Origin of the sequence: Edaphobacter sp. HDX4, assembly GCF_036877565.1 — a bacterium.
GTDB lineage: Bacteria > Acidobacteriota > Terriglobia > Terriglobales > Acidobacteriaceae > Edaphobacter.
Map to the genome: position 1 here is coordinate 63,191 of NZ_JAEDXW010000013.1, position 16,940 is coordinate 80,130.

Annotated in this window: 17 protein-coding genes; 6 read left to right on the plus strand and 11 right to left on the minus strand. The window is 57.4% G+C overall.

Annotated elements, in window-relative coordinates; all coding sequences use genetic code 11:
- Positions 1-50 precede the first annotated feature (50 nt).
- Entirely contained in the window at positions 51-236 is a 186-nt protein-coding gene (locus JAO29_RS13665; RefSeq protein WP_334268786.1) for a hypothetical protein, read from the plus strand.
- Positions 237-256: 20 nt separating this feature from the next.
- On the opposite strand, the gene JAO29_RS13670 is transcribed toward JAO29_RS13665, so the two are convergent.
- On the minus strand, positions 257-1,921 hold the full coding sequence (locus JAO29_RS13670) for an ATP-binding protein (protein ID WP_334268787.1): 1,665 nt from the start codon (positions 1,919-1,921) through the stop codon (positions 257-259).
- A 512-nt stretch (positions 1,922-2,433) separates the two neighbouring features.
- Here JAO29_RS13670 and JAO29_RS13675 point away from each other — a divergent pair.
- Both JAO29_RS13675 and JAO29_RS13680 read left to right on the plus strand, forming a co-directional pair.
- Positions 2,434-3,501, plus strand: a complete 1,068-nt coding sequence (locus JAO29_RS13675) for a hypothetical protein (RefSeq protein ID WP_334268788.1) — start codon at positions 2,434-2,436, stop codon at positions 3,499-3,501.
- Between the two features lie 173 nt (positions 3,502-3,674).
- On the plus strand, positions 3,675-4,208 hold the full coding sequence (locus JAO29_RS13680; protein ID WP_334268789.1) for a cytochrome P460 family protein: 534 nt from the start codon (positions 3,675-3,677) through the stop codon (positions 4,206-4,208).
- A gap of 16 nt (positions 4,209-4,224) precedes the next feature.
- Here the strand turns inward: JAO29_RS13680 and JAO29_RS13685 are convergent, their stop codons facing one another.
- Both JAO29_RS13685 and JAO29_RS13690 read right to left on the minus strand, forming a co-directional pair.
- Positions 4,225-4,695, minus strand: a complete 471-nt coding sequence (locus tag JAO29_RS13685; protein ID WP_334268790.1) for a hypothetical protein — start codon at positions 4,693-4,695, stop codon at positions 4,225-4,227.
- A gap of 482 nt (positions 4,696-5,177) precedes the next feature.
- On the minus strand, positions 5,178-5,600 hold the full coding sequence (locus JAO29_RS13690; protein WP_334268791.1) for a hypothetical protein: 423 nt from the start codon (positions 5,598-5,600) through the stop codon (positions 5,178-5,180).
- A 205-nt stretch (positions 5,601-5,805) separates the two neighbouring features.
- On the opposite strand from JAO29_RS13690, the gene JAO29_RS13695 reads away from it, so the two are divergent.
- Positions 5,806-6,270: a GlcG/HbpS family heme-binding protein gene (locus JAO29_RS13695; protein WP_334268792.1), complete on the plus strand. Its 465-nt coding sequence runs from the start codon at positions 5,806-5,808 to the stop codon at positions 6,268-6,270.
- 306 nt (positions 6,271-6,576) lie between these two features.
- On the opposite strand, the gene JAO29_RS13700 is transcribed toward JAO29_RS13695, so the two are convergent.
- The 6 genes from JAO29_RS13700 to JAO29_RS13725 form a co-directional block, all read right to left on the minus strand.
- The gene (locus JAO29_RS13700) at positions 6,577-7,872 is read right to left on the minus strand and encodes a lactate racemase domain-containing protein (RefSeq protein WP_334268793.1); all 1,296 of its coding nucleotides are present in this window, start codon (positions 7,870-7,872) and stop codon (positions 6,577-6,579) included.
- A 275-nt stretch (positions 7,873-8,147) separates the two neighbouring features.
- Positions 8,148-8,546 carry a hypothetical protein gene (locus JAO29_RS13705; protein ID WP_334268794.1) on the minus strand — a complete coding sequence of 133 codons (399 nt, stop codon included), beginning with the start codon at positions 8,544-8,546 and terminating at the stop codon, positions 8,148-8,150.
- A 251-nt stretch (positions 8,547-8,797) separates the two neighbouring features.
- Positions 8,798-9,091, minus strand: coding sequence for a hypothetical protein (locus tag JAO29_RS13710; RefSeq protein WP_334268795.1), 294 nt, complete (start codon positions 9,089-9,091; stop codon positions 8,798-8,800).
- Between the two features lie 698 nt (positions 9,092-9,789).
- Positions 9,790-10,860 carry a hypothetical protein gene (locus JAO29_RS13715; protein ID WP_334268796.1) on the minus strand — a complete coding sequence of 357 codons (1,071 nt, stop codon included), beginning with the start codon at positions 10,858-10,860 and terminating at the stop codon, positions 9,790-9,792.
- A gap of 271 nt (positions 10,861-11,131) precedes the next feature.
- Positions 11,132-12,517 carry a signal recognition particle protein gene (gene ffh, locus JAO29_RS13720; RefSeq protein ID WP_334268797.1) on the minus strand — a complete coding sequence of 462 codons (1,386 nt, stop codon included), beginning with the start codon at positions 12,515-12,517 and terminating at the stop codon, positions 11,132-11,134.
- A 47-nt stretch (positions 12,518-12,564) separates the two neighbouring features.
- Positions 12,565-12,846: a hypothetical protein gene (locus JAO29_RS13725; RefSeq protein WP_334268798.1), complete on the minus strand. Its 282-nt coding sequence runs from the start codon at positions 12,844-12,846 to the stop codon at positions 12,565-12,567.
- A gap of 204 nt (positions 12,847-13,050) precedes the next feature.
- On the opposite strand from JAO29_RS13725, the gene JAO29_RS13730 reads away from it, so the two are divergent.
- Positions 13,051-13,998, plus strand: a complete 948-nt coding sequence (locus tag JAO29_RS13730) for a site-specific tyrosine recombinase (protein WP_334268799.1) — start codon at positions 13,051-13,053, stop codon at positions 13,996-13,998.
- 3 nt (positions 13,999-14,001) lie between these two features.
- A complete protein-coding gene (locus JAO29_RS13735; protein ID WP_334268800.1) occupies positions 14,002-15,003 on the plus strand; it encodes a tyrosine-type recombinase/integrase in 1,002 nt (333 codons plus the stop codon).
- On the opposite strand, the gene JAO29_RS13740 is transcribed toward JAO29_RS13735, so the two are convergent.
- A complete protein-coding gene (locus tag JAO29_RS13740; protein WP_334268801.1) occupies positions 14,927-16,339 on the minus strand; it encodes a two-component system sensor histidine kinase NtrB in 1,413 nt (470 codons plus the stop codon). The two genes, JAO29_RS13735 and JAO29_RS13740, sit on opposite strands and share 77 nt — an antisense overlap.
- A 139-nt stretch (positions 16,340-16,478) precedes the next feature.
- Complete coding sequence (locus tag JAO29_RS13745) at positions 16,479-16,805, minus strand: rhodanese-like domain-containing protein (RefSeq protein ID WP_334268802.1); 327 nt, start codon at positions 16,803-16,805, stop codon at positions 16,479-16,481.
- Positions 16,806-16,940: the final 135 nt, after the last annotated feature.

Below are 16,940 nucleotides of genomic sequence, written 5' to 3' on the forward strand. Positions count from 1 at the left end.
TCAGCTGTCTCCTTCGAGGCCGATTCTGTCATCTAACCTGGCGAGGAGTCATGAAGACCATGATGGAAAAAGGAAAAGCCGCGGTTATCAGCTTCAAGGATGAATTTGTCGAAGGAACGATTCTTGCAATGGCCGTAAACGATGAACAGCGTCGTATCTACAAGATCGATTCGCCCGCGTTTCCGAAAGACGCTATGTGGATTGCCTCTGAGCGTGTCTACGAGATCAAAGAGTGAGATGTTCAGCAAGCGTCCTCCTATGCAGGACGCTTGTCTGCAGACAGCGGAAGGAAGACAGAGAACAGGGTGCCTCGGAACGGATATCGTTGCGAACTGCGTACTCGAAGACGGCCACCATGGCGTTGAATGATCTCCTGACTGATCCACAGGCCCAGCCCTGTTCCGTTGAATCCTTTCGTAGAGAAGAAAGGCTCAAAGAGCTTTTCAACAACGAAGGGCGGCATCCCTGTGCCGTTGTCGGCAACGATGATTGCGACTCCCAGGCGGCCGCTGAGAGCATCTGTGCGGCAATAACTGCGGAGCGACAGGGTTCCTCCCGAGGGCATCGCATCGATGGCGTTGCCGATGAGATTGCTCAGAACCTGACGGATCTCATTCTCAAAACAGACAATCTGGTTGTCTTCTCGAAAGTCCTTCTTGACGCGAACTCGGGCGTTTGTGAGGCGACCCTGATGAAGTGCAAGGACCCCCTCGAAGAGACTTTTGAGCTTCACAGACGTGGGGTTCGAAGACTGGCGATGAAAGCGAAGTGTCTGATTGGCGATGAGAGCAACGCGACGAAGCTCAATATCCGCCTGCTCTAAATAGGTCTGTGCTTCGGCTGGACCGGAGTGGCGAGCAAGATAGATAAGATTGGTCACAGACTCGAGCGGGTTGTTGATCTCGTGCGCGATGGAGGCAGCAAGACGGCCGACGATGGCCAGCTTCTCGCTTCGAATTAGCGCCTCTTCGGTCAGCCTGCGTTCGTGGATGTCGACGTTGATGCCGATCATGTGCAGTGGGTTGCCGTTCTCCGCATAAAGGAAATGTGCTTGTCCATGGAGCCAGCGTTGCGATCTGTCTGGAAGGATGATGCGGAAATCGAAACCGTAGTCGCGCTGCTTCCTCCTGAGAGCCTGTTCGATCTCATTGGCTATGCGCCTCGCATCTTCCGGTACAAGGCGCTTGACCCAAGCTTCGAATGAGCCTTCAAATGACCCGACAGGAATTTCATACAGCTTCTCCAGCTCCGGTGACCAGTAGACGCGATCCTGCGGGATGTACCAATCGAACGTCCCACTTCTTCCTGCTTCCTGTGCCAGGCGCAGGCGCTGTTCACTTTCCTGCAGGTTGCGCAAGACCCGGCTGCGCTCGATCGATTCCCAGCAACGGTTGGCGACCGAGAGCACAAGGCTCACCTCCTCGGGATACCAGTGACGGGGTACGTTGCACTGAACCGCCATTACTGCCGAGAAGGTGTTGTCTTTGAGGATGGGAACGCAGATCATGGATCGGACGTCGGTTGCTCGAAGGGTCTCGAGAACTATTGGAGAATCGCTGAGGATACGATCGTCCGCTTGCGTATCTTCAACGATGAAGGGCGTTCCCGCACGCATCAGTTGCAGGCCGATGTGTGGAATCTGCTCTCCGACGTATCGACCGACGATGGAGTGGGTGTTGTGAATGTAGTTGCCGGTCACGTTGAAGGTGTTCTGGTCCGGCTCGACGTCCGCATAGGTACATCGATTTACTCTCAAGTGCTGCCCAAGGAGTGTCGCGGCCGTCAGGTTGATCTCCTCGGGCTGGACGAGAGATCGAGTTGCCTCATCGATCTGAGCGAGCAGATGCTCCCGTTCCGAAAGCAATGCAAGACGGGATCGAAGAGAATTAAGCTCGTCGGAGCCTTTGGCAGACGGTGACACAGCTAAGGGTACCCATTCTTGAATTCACTCTCTTTCAGCTTGGATGCGGCTTTTATCGATGAAGTAGATCCGAGCGCGAAGGTCTTTCGCGGAGCTTCGAAGGCTGCGACCGGCTAATGCTCGCCTCACCAGCAAGCGAATAAGGCCGCTGTTCCATGGCTGCGTTGATGGGTACCCGTCTTTAGATGAGTTTGGATGTGGGCCATCCTCATCTCTGCGGGGGCGCGCTCCATGAAGAAGGAAATATTTTGACAACCGGGCGGGCAGGTAGTATCCCTTTGTCTAGCTTTGCTCAGGTCAGGCCCCTTTTTCGGTTCTGTTGGTGGAGGTTTTATCTACCAGGCTGGATAGGATCTCCCACCACTCGGGGTCGTCGGCCGCAATCTTCTGTATCAGCTCGGTTGGGCTTCTAAGTTCACAGGCAGTCCGGTTCTCCTGGGCCTTCGTTGCGAGGACGCGGGCCATTATCCGGCAGCGAATCGTTCCATTCTCAAAATCTGAAAGGAGTTCGTATGCCATTTTCATGCGATCTGTCCGGCGCAGCCAAATCGATTGCCTGCATCTCCATCGCGTTGTCGACGTTCATTCCCGCCCTTCAGCCAGCGTTTGCCCAGAGCTGTGCCCTGCAAGACCTGGGCACGCTGGGCGGATATGCGAGTGGCGGCTCCGCTGTCAACAATCGCGGCCAGGCGGTGGGACTCTCCGACTCCATTCTGACCACCTTTCCGAAACAGCCAATGTTCGGCTTTCTCTATGACCGGGGGCGGATGATTAATCTCGGAGCTCTTGGCGCCGTCTATAGCAATGCCCGGGGCCTGAACGAGAGCGGCCAGGTGGTTGGAGAGGTCGATCCTAGCAGCCAGGACCACCAGGCTTTTCTTTACGACAGGGGGCAAATGACCGTCCTCGGAACATTGGGTGGACAATATGCCGGAGCTACAGGTATCAACAATCGCGGCCAGATTGTTGGATTCGCGTACACGTCCGATCAGGCGGAACATGCCTTCCTCTATGAACGCGGCGCGATGTCTGACCTCGGAACCCTGGGTGGAACTGCGAGCTATGCTTCCGCGATTAACGAGCAGGGCCAGATCGTCGGCAGCTCTGGCATTGCCACCGGCTCAACGCACGCCTTCTTTTACCAGCGACGAAGGATGTCTGACCTCGGTACTCTGGGTGGAGCGAACAGCATCGCTTCGGCGCTCAACGAGCGAGGCCAGATCGTCGGAAGTTCGGATACTTCGAGCGGTGAGACGCATGCGTTTCTGTTTCAGCATGGAACGATGATCGATCTGGGAACACTTGGCGGAACCTACAGCGAAGCCGAAGGCATCAACAGCAGCGGTCAGATCGTCGGGAATTCCACGACTTCGAGTGGAGAGAGCCATCCGTTCTTCTACGACAACGGCGAGATGATCGACCTCAGCAAACATCGCCGCGGCACCTTCGAGTATGCGGCCGGCATCAACGACAACGGTCAGATCGTGGGTTCTGCGACCTTCTCCAGCGGATATTCGCATGCCGCGCTTTGTACTCTGGGCCGCGATAAAGATGAAGGAGATGGCAATCATCACCGCTGAGAGTCGGGTTTAGATTGTGCCCAGGCTCTCGTCTTTAGGTATGCAGCCGCCCACACGTGCTTTACGAGTGGGCGCGAAACTCGCGTGGGAAAGGTAAATCAGACATTAAGAGCGCGTGTTATGCTTCGCCGCATCCAGTAGCCGAATGAACTCCTGTTAAGAAGGGATCAGCCATGAAGCGTAAAAGCAAGCTCACGATTGCGGGATCTGTGGCAGTGCTCGCTGTGCTGGTCACAGCGGCGGTTTATTCGCAGGAGAAGTATTCGTTGAAATCTCCGGATGGGGTCGCGTTCTCCGACTTCAAAGGATACGAGGACTGGGCGGTGGTCTCTTCCGCACGGACAGACGAAGTGCTGAAGGTGATCGTGGCCAATCCGACCATGATCAAGGCTTACAAGGCCGGCATTCCGAGCAACGGCGAGCTTTTCCCGGAGGGTTCCAGGATCGTGAAGCTGCAGTGGAAGCCGAAGAAGAGCACGGAGGCTCCCTTCGTCGTGGATGTTCCGGACGTCTTTACCCAGGCCTTCGTGATGGAAAAGGACAGCAAAAGATTCCCGAAGAGCGGAGGATGGGGATACGCGGTGTTCAACTACGAAGCCGCATCGAACAAGTTCACGGCGGACCCCAGCCCCGCAGACTGCGGGCACAAGTGCCATGTGGCTGTGCAGCCGAAGGACTACATCTTCCATCCGTACCAGAAGCGTTGAACCGCATTACCCCATATCAAGGCTCCGGGGGAGGGTTGATCGGCCCTTCCGTGGCTCGCCTGGTCTGGGCATGTTCCAGTTCTTCCTCGAGTTCTGCTTCTTCATCGAAGCTGGTGGAGGGGTCGAGTGAAGCCTGTGTCCGCTGGGCCTTCTGTTCGGTGCGCAGGTTGGCGGAGGCGATCTGGAGGCAGTAGAGGAGGAGTCCGGCGCGGCGTGAGTCGATGTTGTTGGTGGCGATGCGGACGAGAAGCTCGCCGAGTGATTCCTGGATGGCGTTGTGGCTGGTGGGGGTGAAGAGGGAGAAGCTGCTGCGGCGGGCGATGCGCTCCTGCGGGCGGACGATGGGGCGGCGAGAGTCGTGGTGGAAGTAGCAGAACTGCTCGTCACGCATACGCGGGCTGCCGCAGCGGAAGCCGTCGGGGAAGATGTGGTGACACTGGAAGCCGTTCTTTGGGTCCGGGTTGTTGACGATGGTTTCGTTGTGCATGGTATCCCCTTGTTTTTGCGCAAAATCTTCAAAGCAGAGAATTTAGGTCTGGACCTCGAGCGCAATTGGGATGCCAGACCAGCGAGTTAAAGCGAGAAGCCCCGGCGAGTGCCGGGGCTTTTTTTGCTTCTCTTTCTATTGTAGAAGATCGGCTGGGGGGATTTGGCACTTGGTGGTGGATTATTTTGGTGTGGAAGTTGTCTGGATTGTTTCGGATGTGCTGTTTGGTGCGGATTTGTGGTCTTGACAGGATTTGGGTGTGGCGCCGGGCCCGGGAGTGGAAGATGGTGTGACGGTGGACTCGTTCTCACTTATGCGATGAGACCGTATGAACGGTGCACGCATATTTGGCCTAGAGGCGGCGTAGGGGCACCCATCCAACGAATGTTCCCACTCATGTGATGAGACCGCATGAATGGGGCACCCGGCCACTCGCTGTAGTGACTGATGGATGTATGGCGGCCCGTCGTGGATAAGGGTCGTTACCTGGCCATGCAGGTAAAGTATTCGGACTTGATGGTGGAGCTCTCTTTGTAGAGGGCGACGAAGGCGTCGTAGCCGGCGTCGTGAGCGGGAGGCTGGCTGCTGTCGCCGGGGCGGGTGTGGGAGGTGAGGGCCTGGGTGTCGGAGTAGGTGGCGACCTTCGTGTCGGGGTTGCGGTCGATAATGCGCATGACGGTGATCTGATCAGGGGTGCCGGCCTGTTTGTACCAGGCCTGCTGGGCGGCGGCAGCCTGGAGGAACTTCTGCATCATGCCGGGCTTGATCTCGGAGACGCGCACGATGTTGTAGGTGCCATCGCAGGCGAGGGGGGTGGTGGGCTGCTGGGCAGCGGCCGGCGCGGGGGAGAGGGCAAGGGGCGAGAGGACGACAGCAAAGGCGAACAGACAAGATGCGAGGCGCATGGGTTTGTCTCCTGCAGGGGAAGGTACCACGTCCGTTCGTGCGGATTGTGAAGATACAACGGTGGGGAGTTTTGGAGGGTGGATTCGCGCGAATGCCCACATCTCAGAATCGAGATATGGGGCGCACTCGCTTTTTGGTGGTTTGGAATGTATGCGCCACCCGTTCTCTTGTAGATTGGAACGCACAATTTCTATGGGAGGATTTGTGAATCGATTCCTGGTGGCAATTCTTGTTCCAGCGATGGCGGCCTTTGCCAGCGATCTTCCAAGCAAGAAGTATCTGGATCTTGCCAATATCAAAGTCATGGTTGCTGCAGCGGAGGCGAAGGCCAAGGAGTTGAACGTCTCCGTAACCATTTGCGTCGTGGATGAGAGCGGCAATTTGCTTTTTCTGGAGAAGGGCGAAACAGCCTCACTCAGTACGATTCAATTTGCTCAAAAGAAGGCGCGACATGCGGCCTTCTACGGCAAACCGTCAAGGGACGGAGCAGAGACGATAAAGAAGGGCAGTACGGAAGCGCTGGCGTTTCCGGAGTTTTTCCCCAATCAGGGAGGGTTGCCGATAAAGGTCGATGGGCAGCTTCTAGGTGGGATATCGGCGAGCGGGGCTAAATCGGAGATCGACGAAGCCATTGCGCAATCCGGTCTTGACGCGCTTGTAAAGCAATGACGATCTGCGTCAGGACTGGGGCAACAGCGTGAGGGAGAGATTGGATGGATAGGCCGCCCGCTTGGAAGATGTTTGGTGAGGGTGAGGGTGGTGGCGGGGTGGAAGAACCGCAGATCCTTCGACTGCGCCCTTCGGGCTTCGCTCAGGATGACACGGTGGGATATGTTGCTGGGTGGGCTTTGAGAATTGTGGTTCGCGCTTTGCACAAATGCCCACTCATGCGATGAGACCGCATGAATAGGGCACACGATGTGTCGGCTCTAATTTATGTGTGGGCCACCTGCCTACAAAAATGGCGCCGGAGACTCACTTCGCCTCTTTCAGTGCGCTTAAGGGAAGCAGGTTACTCTCGGCATCGAAGTCCAGGGTTTGCGGGTGGGGATCGATCACGACGGGTAGCGAGGGATCGATGTCGAGGGTGAGACGTTCAGAGACGAGCATGTGGTCGAGGCTCAGCGTGTTTTTGATTCGCACGATGCGCAGATCGTTTGCGGGCTCTGTGATGAGGGAGCCGAGGGCACGGTCGAGAGCCTCGCGGTCGGTGTCGAAGTAGAGCGGAATCTTGGCGCAGGCGAGACCGAGAGAGGTAAGAGAGTTGGTGTAGGTGTAGTCGCGATTGATGGCGTTGACAAGGCGCGTCGTGGTGAAGTCGGCGAGGCCAATGCCGATGGCGTTGCCACGGGTGGACGGCGTCAGATCGCGGACGAAGATTCTGCTGATATGTGGGTGCTGCAGGCTGCCTTGCGGCTGGAGCGAGGAGATATAGCCGAAGACTCCGCGGCCGATGACGTTGGTGTCCATGCCGGTGCCGCTGATCTCTTTGCCTAGTTCGTCGACGATGAGGAGATCGATGTTGGAGAAGGGAAGGCGGGGGAGAAGTTGCTGCGACTTTACGAAGAGAGCGTCCTCTTCCTTAAGGATCTCGTCGCCGGGGATCACGCGCAGGTCATGAGTTTGATGATGCTGATCCTCAAGGATGGCGACGGCGAAGAGGACGGGAACCTTGCCGAGGATGGTCTTCGCGGTTTCGCGGATGACGGCTTCATGTCCAAGCTGCATCGCGGCTCGATGCGCGTTGGCAGCGCCGACGTGCTTGCCGAAGCCGATGACGAGCATCTTCTGGATTCCGCTGCCGAGATGGCCGAAGAAGTCGGTATGTGGCTTGATGCGGTTAAGGATGACGATGGCATCCGCCTCGAGAGCGGCGCGGCTGAAGACGACGGGATAGCCATCGCCGAAGGTGCCGATCTGGTCGACGTCCATGCTGGTGTTGAAGGGTGCATGCGTTTCGGGTGTGATGCCGAATCCGGCGAGGAGGTTCTGCTGGCCCTGTGGTGTGGCTCCTCCATGGCTGCCCATGGCGGGAAGGATGAAGGGCTCTGCACCGGAGGCGCGGAGGAGGTTGAGGACAGCGTCCAGGATCTCGGGAAGGTTGGCGATGCCACGGCTTCCGACGCCCACCGCGACGCGCATGCCTGGCCTGATCTGCGATGCGAGCGATTTGCGATCGAAACCATCGCGGAGGAGAGATTTGACGTCCAGTGCGCGCGAGGGCGGATAGCACTGGTGGAGATGAAACATCTGCGGCAAGGTCAGAGGCATGGCCGTGATGATACGCCTTGATGCACATGCGTTTGGGTGGATTTGAGCGAGGGGTAAGGTGGTGGCGGGGTTGAGGGAACCGCAGATCCTTCGACTGCGCCCTTCGGGCTTCGCTCAGGATGACACGGCGGTGGGGATCGGTTGCCGAAAGGGTTTGCTGGAATGATGGTTCGCGCTTTGCGCGAGTGCCCACGTTGGCGATGATGATGCCGTCGCGAAGATGGGCACCCGATTTCGTGAGGAGGCTCGGGCCACTCGGCCCGGGCGATCCAGATCTACTTCCACTCCCATATTTTGGAGATGGTGTTACCGGAGGCATCCACCTCGTATTCGAAGGCTCCGCAGGCGTTGTTGACGCGTGCAAGCTTCTGGGACGCGGTTTGGAAGAACAGCATGCCGCGGTAGCTGACAGCACCGCCGGGACCGAACTTACCTACGCCGGTTCCGGTCCAGGTGATGGCCTCGCCATCCTCCGTCAAGCTGAGACCCTGGCCCTGGCCAAGAATGGAGCCATCCGGACGGATGACGGAGGTGTAAGTTCCCATACCGGTGGTGGGTGTACCGAATATCTGGCCGGTGTCTTCGAAGGAAACTTCTGCGGATGGTGGGTCGACGGAAATTACCCGTCGGACAAGTCTTTTTCCTTTGGTTTCTCCAATCTGTTCTCCGAGCATGATGGATCTCTCTTTCACAAGGCTTGAATTGCGATTCCCCGGGGTGCGCAATTGTAGTCCCGGAAGGGGAGAGGTGATGGAGAGATGTTGGGAGGAGGGGGATGACTGACAGGGTTGGGTTAGGTTCGCGCTTTCGCGCGAATGTCACACTCATGCGATGAGACTGCATGAATGGGGCACCCGATGTGTCGGTGCGTTTAATGTGTGGGCCACCCGCCGAGACGTGGACTACCCGTCCGAACCGTCTCAAATTATTTGTGATCGCCGAAGTAGGCTTTGACGATAATTGTGCAGATACCTGCCACTTCGGCGACCGTCGCTCCGCCGAGCCATTTCAGGAAGCCGGAATCGAGTTGAATCGCTTTTATGGCTGCGAGGACAATCAATCCGATCGTCGCCACTGTCACGAAAATGAAGAGCGCAACCATTGTTAGCCCTACGAACTGCTGTGGCGTGCTCAATCGGTTTGTTGCGATAAAAACCCAAACTCCTATTGTCGGAATCAGTACTGAGGCAACCATGAGAAAGTAACCAAGAATCTTCAAGGGCTTCTCCTCAGAGCTTCAATTAGTTGGGACCGGTGGACTCAGTCTATTCCTCAGCTGGGAGTCGCGCCTTGATTTTTCTTCGAACATATTTAGAAAGCGCTGGATAGGGTGCGAGCTTAGGCGTTAATGCTTACATGCTCAGAATCAATTGAGGGGACACCCGATTTGTGGCCTGACGGTCAGATGTAGGCCACCCATCCGAATGTCCCACTCATGCGATGAGACTGCATGAATGGGGCACCCGATGTGTCGGTGCTTTTTAATGTGTGGGCCACCCGCCACCCGATGTGTCGGCTCTAAATTATGTATGGGCCACCCACCACTAATTTATGTGGGGGCCACCCGCCCACCCGCCTACTCGAAGCGGTACAACTGCAATCGTCTGGTGTGGTTTGAACGGTTCACCTACGTGGGTGATGCGATTGCGCGGGAGAAGCAGCTGAAGGGGTGGTCGCGTGCGAAGTGGAGAACCGCAGATCCTTCGACTGCGCCCTTCGGGCTTCGCTCAGGATGACACGGTGGTGGGGAGGATCGCTGGGTGGGCTGCTCTGGGTTGTGGTTCGCGCCTTTGCGCGAATGCCCATTCATGCGATGGACCGCATGAATGGGGTACCAAAGTATAGGTTCAATTTGACGTATGGGCCACCCGCCCACTACTTTATGTGTGGGTCACCCGCCCTGCCAGACGGTCTTTCTCAACAGTGCGGGTCCCCGGGTTGCCCTAACGCTTGGATGTTATCGCCGTTAATGTGAGGTATTCCGTTTGGATCTAACGGGATGCTAAAGCCCACACTGATGGCTGGGCCTGCGCCTGTCCAGTCATTTCGATAAACATGTCTGTCGTATTGATCCACGCCCGCTCTGATTTCTATTCGTACACCGGATCCGGCATATATGCTATTTCTTACTACAACAAAGAAGCTGTTGTCGTGACCTTTTCTGAGCAGCGGCGTGATGTCTACCCAGCCTGAGTCGTCGGCGAAGGGATAGCTTGCATATACATTGGTCAAGCTGTTCACGTAAATGTCCGCAAAATCGTCGATCTCGCTAACTCGATAAAATACGTGTGGTTGCTTACCTAGTAAGGCTGCAGCAATACTAGAATCAGGCTCGTAGCCAAGCGACCTGCTGTATTCGAGTTCGGACTTGCTAGTACGCTCTAAGCGTTGCAGGAGAGCTAGAGCTGCCCTAGTCAACACCTTGTTTTGTTGAACTTTTTGATCGTCGATGGCAACTTTAGCTCGGCATATAGTGGCGACCGTTTGGACCGGTCGCGTAAACCGAAGCGCCAACGGTACGGAATAAACCGGAGCTAAAGCTACATCAAGATCGCCGAGGAGCAAGGCTCGATCGTCAGGACTAGTCGCACTAATGAGTTTTGATAAATAATCAGCGGCTATCTGTCTATTAGTGGCATCGAGGCTAAGTCGGTTAGCATTAGCTTGTATCGAATCGGCAGCCTGAGCAATATCCTCCGCAGACTTTACCTGTGCTTGTTCAATCTCTTTTGAATTAACCGCTTGGGAGGCTGCGATATATGCCGCTGAGCGGTTTTGAGCTTCGGCAATCGATTTCGTCACTTCTTGTTGTTCCTTGTCTAGGAACGCGGTGACGACCAAGCCAATGGCGACCAAGATTATGCCGGATATCAATTGTCCGAGAATACCCGCTTTATCCCAAGTGTCCTTTTCCTTTGAAGCTTGTAGGTGCTGTAGAGATTCGGTAATCTTCGTCAGTTGGCTGGATATCGAATCGTCTGCGTCCACGGCTTACTCTCCACTCGCTGAGTGACTACGGTGCGAAGGTGGCAATTATCACACTTTTTCGCATATATTACACTCCGCATAAAACGACGTCCGTCCTAAGACAGAATGCACCCTCAAGATATAGGTGGTGATCATGGCAGAGTTTGGAGTTCGAATTTGATCTCCGTAAAAGCATGAAGCCATAGCAGCCCAGGGGGGCTGAGCCGAATTCTAGTCTTTCGGAAACGTGAAGATTTGCGAAGAAGCGAAGTTGTGCAGACCGGAAGTCGCTTTACCTCCCGAACCTTTGCCTACCCTGAAGCTGGCTCATCATTCTTTGCTGGGCCTTCATGCCTCCGCCGGAGCCCATGGTCTTGAAGACCTTGCGCATCTGGGCGTACTGGCGGAGCAGGTTGTTGACGTCCTGCACGGTGGTTCCGGAGCCTTTGGCGATGCGCTTGCGCCGGTTGCCGTTGATGATCTCGTGGTCGAGGCGTTCCTTCTGGGTCATCGAGTTAATGATGGATTCGACGCGGGTGAACTGGCCTTCGTCGACGTTGTCGATGGCCTGCGACATTCCGGCGAAGGGGCCGACTGACGGGAGCATCTTGAGGATGGACTTCATGGAGCCCATCTTTTTGATTTGGCGGAGCTGGTCGCGGAAGTCTTCGAGGGTGAAGCCGTCTCCGGAGAGGGCCTTCTTGGCGAAGGCCTCGGCCTTGCCGCGGTCGAGTTTTTCTTCAGCGCGCTCGATGAGGGTGGCGATGTCGCCGTGGCCCATGATGCGGGAGACGATGCGGTCGGGGTGGAAGGGCTCAAAGGCGTCGGGCTTTTCGCCGGTTCCGAGGAACTTGATGGGGGCGCCGGTGATGTGGCGGATGGAGAGCGCAGCGCCGCCGCGGGCGTCGCCGTCCATCTTGGTGAGGATGGCTCCGGTGATGGTGAGGCGGTCGTTGAAGGCCTTGGCGGAGTTGACGGCGTCCTGTCCGGTCATGGCGTCGGCGACGAAGAGGATCTCAGAGGGGTTGAGCAGCTTTTTGAGCGCTGCCATCTCGTCCATGAGGACCTGGTCGATGCCGGTGCGGCCGGCGGTGTCGACGATGAGCATGTCGCAGCCGTAGTTGGCGGCCTCGCGTTTGGCCTCCTTGGCGAGACGCAGAACGTCGTCGGTGCCGGGGTGGGAGGATTCGACCTTGCCCTCGTAGAGGTTGGCGCTGATGGAGCGGGCCACGATGGCGAGCTGTTCGCGCGCGGCGGGACGGTAGACGTCGACCGAGACGAGCATGGGGCGGTGACCGGCCTTCTTGAGCCACTGGGCCAGCTTGGCGGAGGTGGTCGTCTTACCGGAGCCCTGGAGGCCAGCCATGAGGATGACCGACGGCGGCTGCGAGGACTTCTGGAAGCGCGCGGTGTCCTTGCCGAGGACGTTGACGAGCTCGTCGTGGACGATCTTGACGATCTGCTCGGCGGGCGAGAGAGCGGTGGCGATCTGCGAGCCCATGGCGCGGGTGCGGATGTGCTCGACCAGCTCGTTGACGACGGCAAGGTTCACGTCGGATTCGAGCAGGGCAAGGCGGATCTCGCGCACGGCGTCGGAGATGTTCTCATCGGTGATGGTGCCCTGGCCGCGGAGGTTCTTAAAGGATCGCTGGAGCTTATCTGACAGGTTTTCAAACATGGCTAACTCAAGTTTAGCAGTGAGATTTGCGAGTCGGAGGATGGCTCTCAGGAGATTTTGGGGCCGCCGATCGGCTCCCCGCGGCCGAGGAAGGTCATCGAGACGTAGGCTCCGATCCACGAGCCGAGGGCGGCAAAGAGGACGTAGATCCAATGCCTGGTGTAGCTGATGACGGCGAAGGCTGAGAGCAGATACCAGATGCTGCTCCAAGTGGCGGCGGGAACGCGGCGACGCGAGGATACGGCGGCATTGAAGAGGACGTAGACGGCATCGGTTGCGGCAGTAGAGACAAGAACACCGGAGGCCAAAAGAAGATCGAGATGGGGCATTGGGTTTGCTCCTCTGGGAATGGGATTTCAGGAATCTGATTCTGAATTCGACACCAAGAATATGGGTTTTATCTCGTTGAATCTGCAAGGTGCAAACAATTGCAGAGGATCTGAGGGGGAGTACGAGGAAGGGTTCGTACCAAGGCTGGTACATAGTCGCTGCAAAGAGACTTTCCGGGGCTGAGCCGGAAGATAATCGGTTTCATGCAGGTACATTCTTCACCGCCAGGTAACACCCAGATCGTCAGGGAGTACATGGTCTATCTGCGCGTGGAGAAGGGAATGCGCCCGGCCACGTGCGCCGCCTACCGGATCGATCTGGAGCAGTTTGCCGAGCATGTGGAAGGACGCAACGCTCTGCTGTTGACGGCGCAGCAGGACGATGTCAGCGGCTTTATGGAAGGTCTGCGCAGCCATGGAGTAGATGCACGTTCCATTGCCAGAAAGCTGAGCGCACTTCGCGGCTTCTATCGCTGGCTGCTGATGGATAAAAAGATCGCGCATGATCCGACGGTAAATATTGAGAGCCCCTCCAGCTGGAAGGTTCTGCCGAAGAGCCTGGCGGAGAGCGAAGTCGCGGAGATGCTGGATCGGACCGGAGTTGCTGCGACGGTTCCCGATGCAGACGGGCTGGCGTTGCGGGACCATGCGATTCTCGAGCTTCTGTATGGCGGCGGACTTCGAGTGGGCGAGATCTGCTCGCTGCACGTGGAAGACCTGCAGCTGGACGCCGGCCGCGCGCAGGTTCGCGGTAAGGGAGACAAGGAGAGGATCGTTCCATTGGGCCGCTCGGCGATCGAGGCGCTGGAGCGCTACCTTTCGCTGGGCCGACCGGAGCTCGAAGGCACGAGGAGAGAGCGAACGCTGTTCCTGAGCGTGCGCGGTAAGCCATTGACCCGGCAGTGGGTCTGGGAGATGGTTCGCGCGGCTTCCGCGACAGGAAACAAGGTAAGTCCGCATCAGCTGCGGCATAGCTGTGCGACCCATATGGTCGAACATGGGGCGGACCTCCGCAGCGTGCAGACTCTGCTTGGTCACGCCGATATCGCCACCACACAGGTTTATACGCATGTCGCGCTGGGGAGACTGAAGCAGGTTCACCGGATGCACCACCCGCGCGGGAAGCGACCTCCCCGCGAGCTGGAGGTGTAAGACGTGGAGCAGGAGAAGAAGAGCGAATTCGACCATCTGGCGCAACGATTTCTGGACGTTCTCGCGAACCAGCGTGGAGCTTCCGAGCATACCTTGCGTGCGTACACGCGAGAGGTCCAGAGCTTCGCACGATATCTCAACGAGAGCATGGGAGGAGATGCCCGGATCGGCGCTGTGGAGCACATCCACATCCGTGGTTATCTCGGCGCCCTGTATGAGCGTGGGCTGACGAAGGCGAGCGCAGCGCGCGCCCTGGCTTCGATTCGGAGCTGGTTTCGATGGCTGGCGAAGGAGCGGCTGGTGGAGCAGAATCCCGCGTTGCTGGTGAGTACACCTAAACTTCCGAAGCACCTCCCCAGAGTTCCGACTGTAGAAGAGGTCAATCGGGTTCTGAACTCTATTGAGAGTTCTCGGAGCGGACAGATGGGCGAAGCTGGAGGAGAGGCGGAAGAGGGCTCAGCTGAGTCGATCACCTGGCCGGAGAGAGAGCGGGCGATCTTCGAGCTGCTCTACGGCTGCGGGATTCGGAACTCGGAGCTGGTGGGACTTAACATGGACAGCATTAGATGGGGAGACGAAGCGATCCTTGTACGTGGAAAGGGACGCAAGGAGCGTCTTGTGCCTCTTGGAGACGAAGCAGCGCTGGCGCTACGGAACTATCTTCCTACGCGTGCGGAGAGGCTGACCGCGGCAGGGAAGGGCGCGATGGTGCATGAGGGGGCTTTGCTGATCAATGTTCGCGCTCGAGGAGATTGCAGGCTGACGACCAGGAGCGTAGGTCGCATCGTCAAGGCGATCGCTCTCAGTCGAGGCTTAGCCGCCGATGTCCATCCGCACACGCTGCGCCATGCATTCGGAACCCACATGCTGGAAGAGGGCGCAGACCTGCGAGCCATCCAGGAGATGCTGGGCCACGAGCGGTTATCGACTACGCAGCGTTATACGCAGCTGACTGTGGGCCAGGTTCAGAGGGTTTATGACGATACTCATCCTCGCGCTCGCTAGAGCTTTTTTCCTGCATGCGGAGCGGCTGCTTATGTTCGAGCGCCTGCCTACTTTCCAGTTCGCTCAATGGAGCTTCGCTGATATGGGGAAGGTAGATCGAGAACACCGTTCCACTATGGGCGGGAGACTGGCTGCTGCGAACTGAGATCCGTCCTTTGTGACGGGCGATGATCTGACTGCTGACCCAAAGTCCCAAGCCTGTGCCTGCGGATCCCTTGGTGGTGTAGAAGGGCTCAAAGATCTGGCGCAGGGTTGCAGCGTTCATTCCAGCGCCGGTGTCGGCGATAACGATGCGTGCGCCGTGGGTGTCGGTCACAGAATCATAGGCGAAGCGCACCCGCACCCGCAGTCGGCCACCTTGCGGCATGGCGTCAAGGGCGTTTCCGATGAGGTTCACAATTACCTGTCGCAACTCTCCCTGATGAACGAAGAGGGGCGCTATCGAGACGTATTCCTTCTTGACGACGACATTGGTGGTAGAGAGGCGACCGAGATGGAGGGAAAGTGCGCTCTCAACGATGTCGGGCAGAGGAGTATTGGCGGACCCGCGGCTGCTGCGGAAGAATCCAAGGGTCTGGGAGGCGATGTGGGATACGCGAGCCAGTTCGTGCTGAGCCAGGGTGAGGTAGCTGCGCGCCTCGTCGGAGATGTTCTCGTGTTCCGTCAGGTACAGAAGATTAGTGATCGACTCAAGCGGGTTGTTGATCTCGTGAGCGATACTGGCGGCCATCCGTCCCGCGAGGGCTAGCTTGTCGGCGTTGCGAAGTGCCTCTTCTGCGCGGCGAGTCGTTGTGATGTCACGAGAGATCTTGGATGCGCCAACAATTGTTCCGGAACCATCGCGAATGGGGGACACGGTGATGGAGACGGCTATGTCGGTTCCATTTTTGTGGCGGCGCAGGGTCTCGTAGTGTGAGATCTGTGCTCCGGCCCTAACCTTTTCAAGCACGCGCTCAGTGTCCTCCTGAGAGTGCTCCGGGGCCAGAATGGAGGTTGAACGTCCGATCACCTCAGCGGAGGTATATCCAAAGATTCGTTCAGCCGCCTTATTCCAGCTGGTGATGGTGCCGGTCATGTCACAGCTCAGGATTGCGTCGTCCGAGGACTCCACAATTGCTGCGAGTAACGCAAGGTCCCGCTCCGTATCGTGGAGAGGAGTGGAGAGAGTGAGCGGTGTACTCATTGAGCTAACTTCAGGAAGGGCGGAGTTGCCGGTGACGTTTGATAGATAAGGAGGCGAGGAGCCACCCGCTGTTACAAGTCCCTGTGGGACGGGGGTGTCTGTACTGCTGAATTCACCGTTTGTTTCCGGTGCATGCTCGGATGAAAAGGCCATACTACTCCCGGTGAGTTCCTCCGTTTGGGCTCGGGTGGAACGTCCTCTTGGTAGTTAGGATGCAGAAATGCACCTGAAACGCTGCCAACCCGCGGAACACCGTAATTAACGCTAAGCAAGAGGAGGAGTAAGAAGGGGGTTAGTAGCGCGGGACCGTCGGGTCGACGACGCGGGACCAGCGATCGATACCACCTGCGAGAGACTGAACATGTTCGAAGCCTTGTTCGCGAAGCCAAAACGTTACGGACAGGGATCGAGCTCCATGATGACACAGCACGACAATTTGCTGGTCAGGATCCAGTTCCTGGTGTGCCCGGGAGGCAACTTCGCCCATGGGCATCAGCATGGAGTTGGGGAGGCTGGCGGTCTTAAACTCCCATGGCTCGCGAACGTCTAAGAGGAGGGTATTCGGGGCGTGCGTGCGCTGTTCTGCAAACGCTTCGACGCTTATCTCAGGTTCAAGCATAGAAAAAGGATATCGCGTACCAGGGGGGAATCACTAAAGGGAACAGCACAGGCGTGCGTGGAAGGGGCTAAACTCTAGCCGGACAGAGAGTTAGTTGCGCGGTGTTGAGATTCGGGAAGACTGTACCCACGTTGC

Coding starts and splice junctions, on each gene's coding strand:
- JAO29_RS13665 (WP_334268786.1), top strand. CDS start 51: ATGAAGACCATGATGGAAAAAGGAAAAGCCGCGGTTATCAGCTTCAAG.
- JAO29_RS13675 (WP_334268788.1), top strand. CDS start 2,434: ATGCCATTTTCATGCGATCTGTCCGGCGCAGCCAAATCGATTGCCTGC.
- JAO29_RS13680 (WP_334268789.1), top strand. CDS start 3,675: ATGAAGCGTAAAAGCAAGCTCACGATTGCGGGATCTGTGGCAGTGCTC.
- JAO29_RS13685 (WP_334268790.1), bottom strand. CDS start 4,695: ATGCACAACGAAACCATCGTCAACAACCCGGACCCAAAGAACGGCTTC.
- JAO29_RS13690 (WP_334268791.1), bottom strand. CDS start 5,600: ATGCGCCTCGCATCTTGTCTGTTCGCCTTTGCTGTCGTCCTCTCGCCC.
- JAO29_RS13700 (WP_334268793.1), bottom strand. CDS start 7,872: ATGCCTCTGACCTTGCCGCAGATGTTTCATCTCCACCAGTGCTATCCG.
- JAO29_RS13705 (WP_334268794.1), bottom strand. CDS start 8,546: ATGCTCGGAGAACAGATTGGAGAAACCAAAGGAAAAAGACTTGTCCGA.
- ffh (WP_334268797.1), bottom strand. CDS start 12,517: ATGTTTGAAAACCTGTCAGATAAGCTCCAGCGATCCTTTAAGAACCTC.
- JAO29_RS13725 (WP_334268798.1), bottom strand. CDS start 12,846: ATGCCCCATCTCGATCTTCTTTTGGCCTCCGGTGTTCTTGTCTCTACT.
- JAO29_RS13730 (WP_334268799.1), top strand. CDS start 13,051: ATGCAGGTACATTCTTCACCGCCAGGTAACACCCAGATCGTCAGGGAG.
- JAO29_RS13740 (WP_334268801.1), bottom strand. CDS start 16,339: ATGGCCTTTTCATCCGAGCATGCACCGGAAACAAACGGTGAATTCAGC.
- JAO29_RS13745 (WP_334268802.1), bottom strand. CDS start 16,805: ATGCTTGAACCTGAGATAAGCGTCGAAGCGTTTGCAGAACAGCGCACG.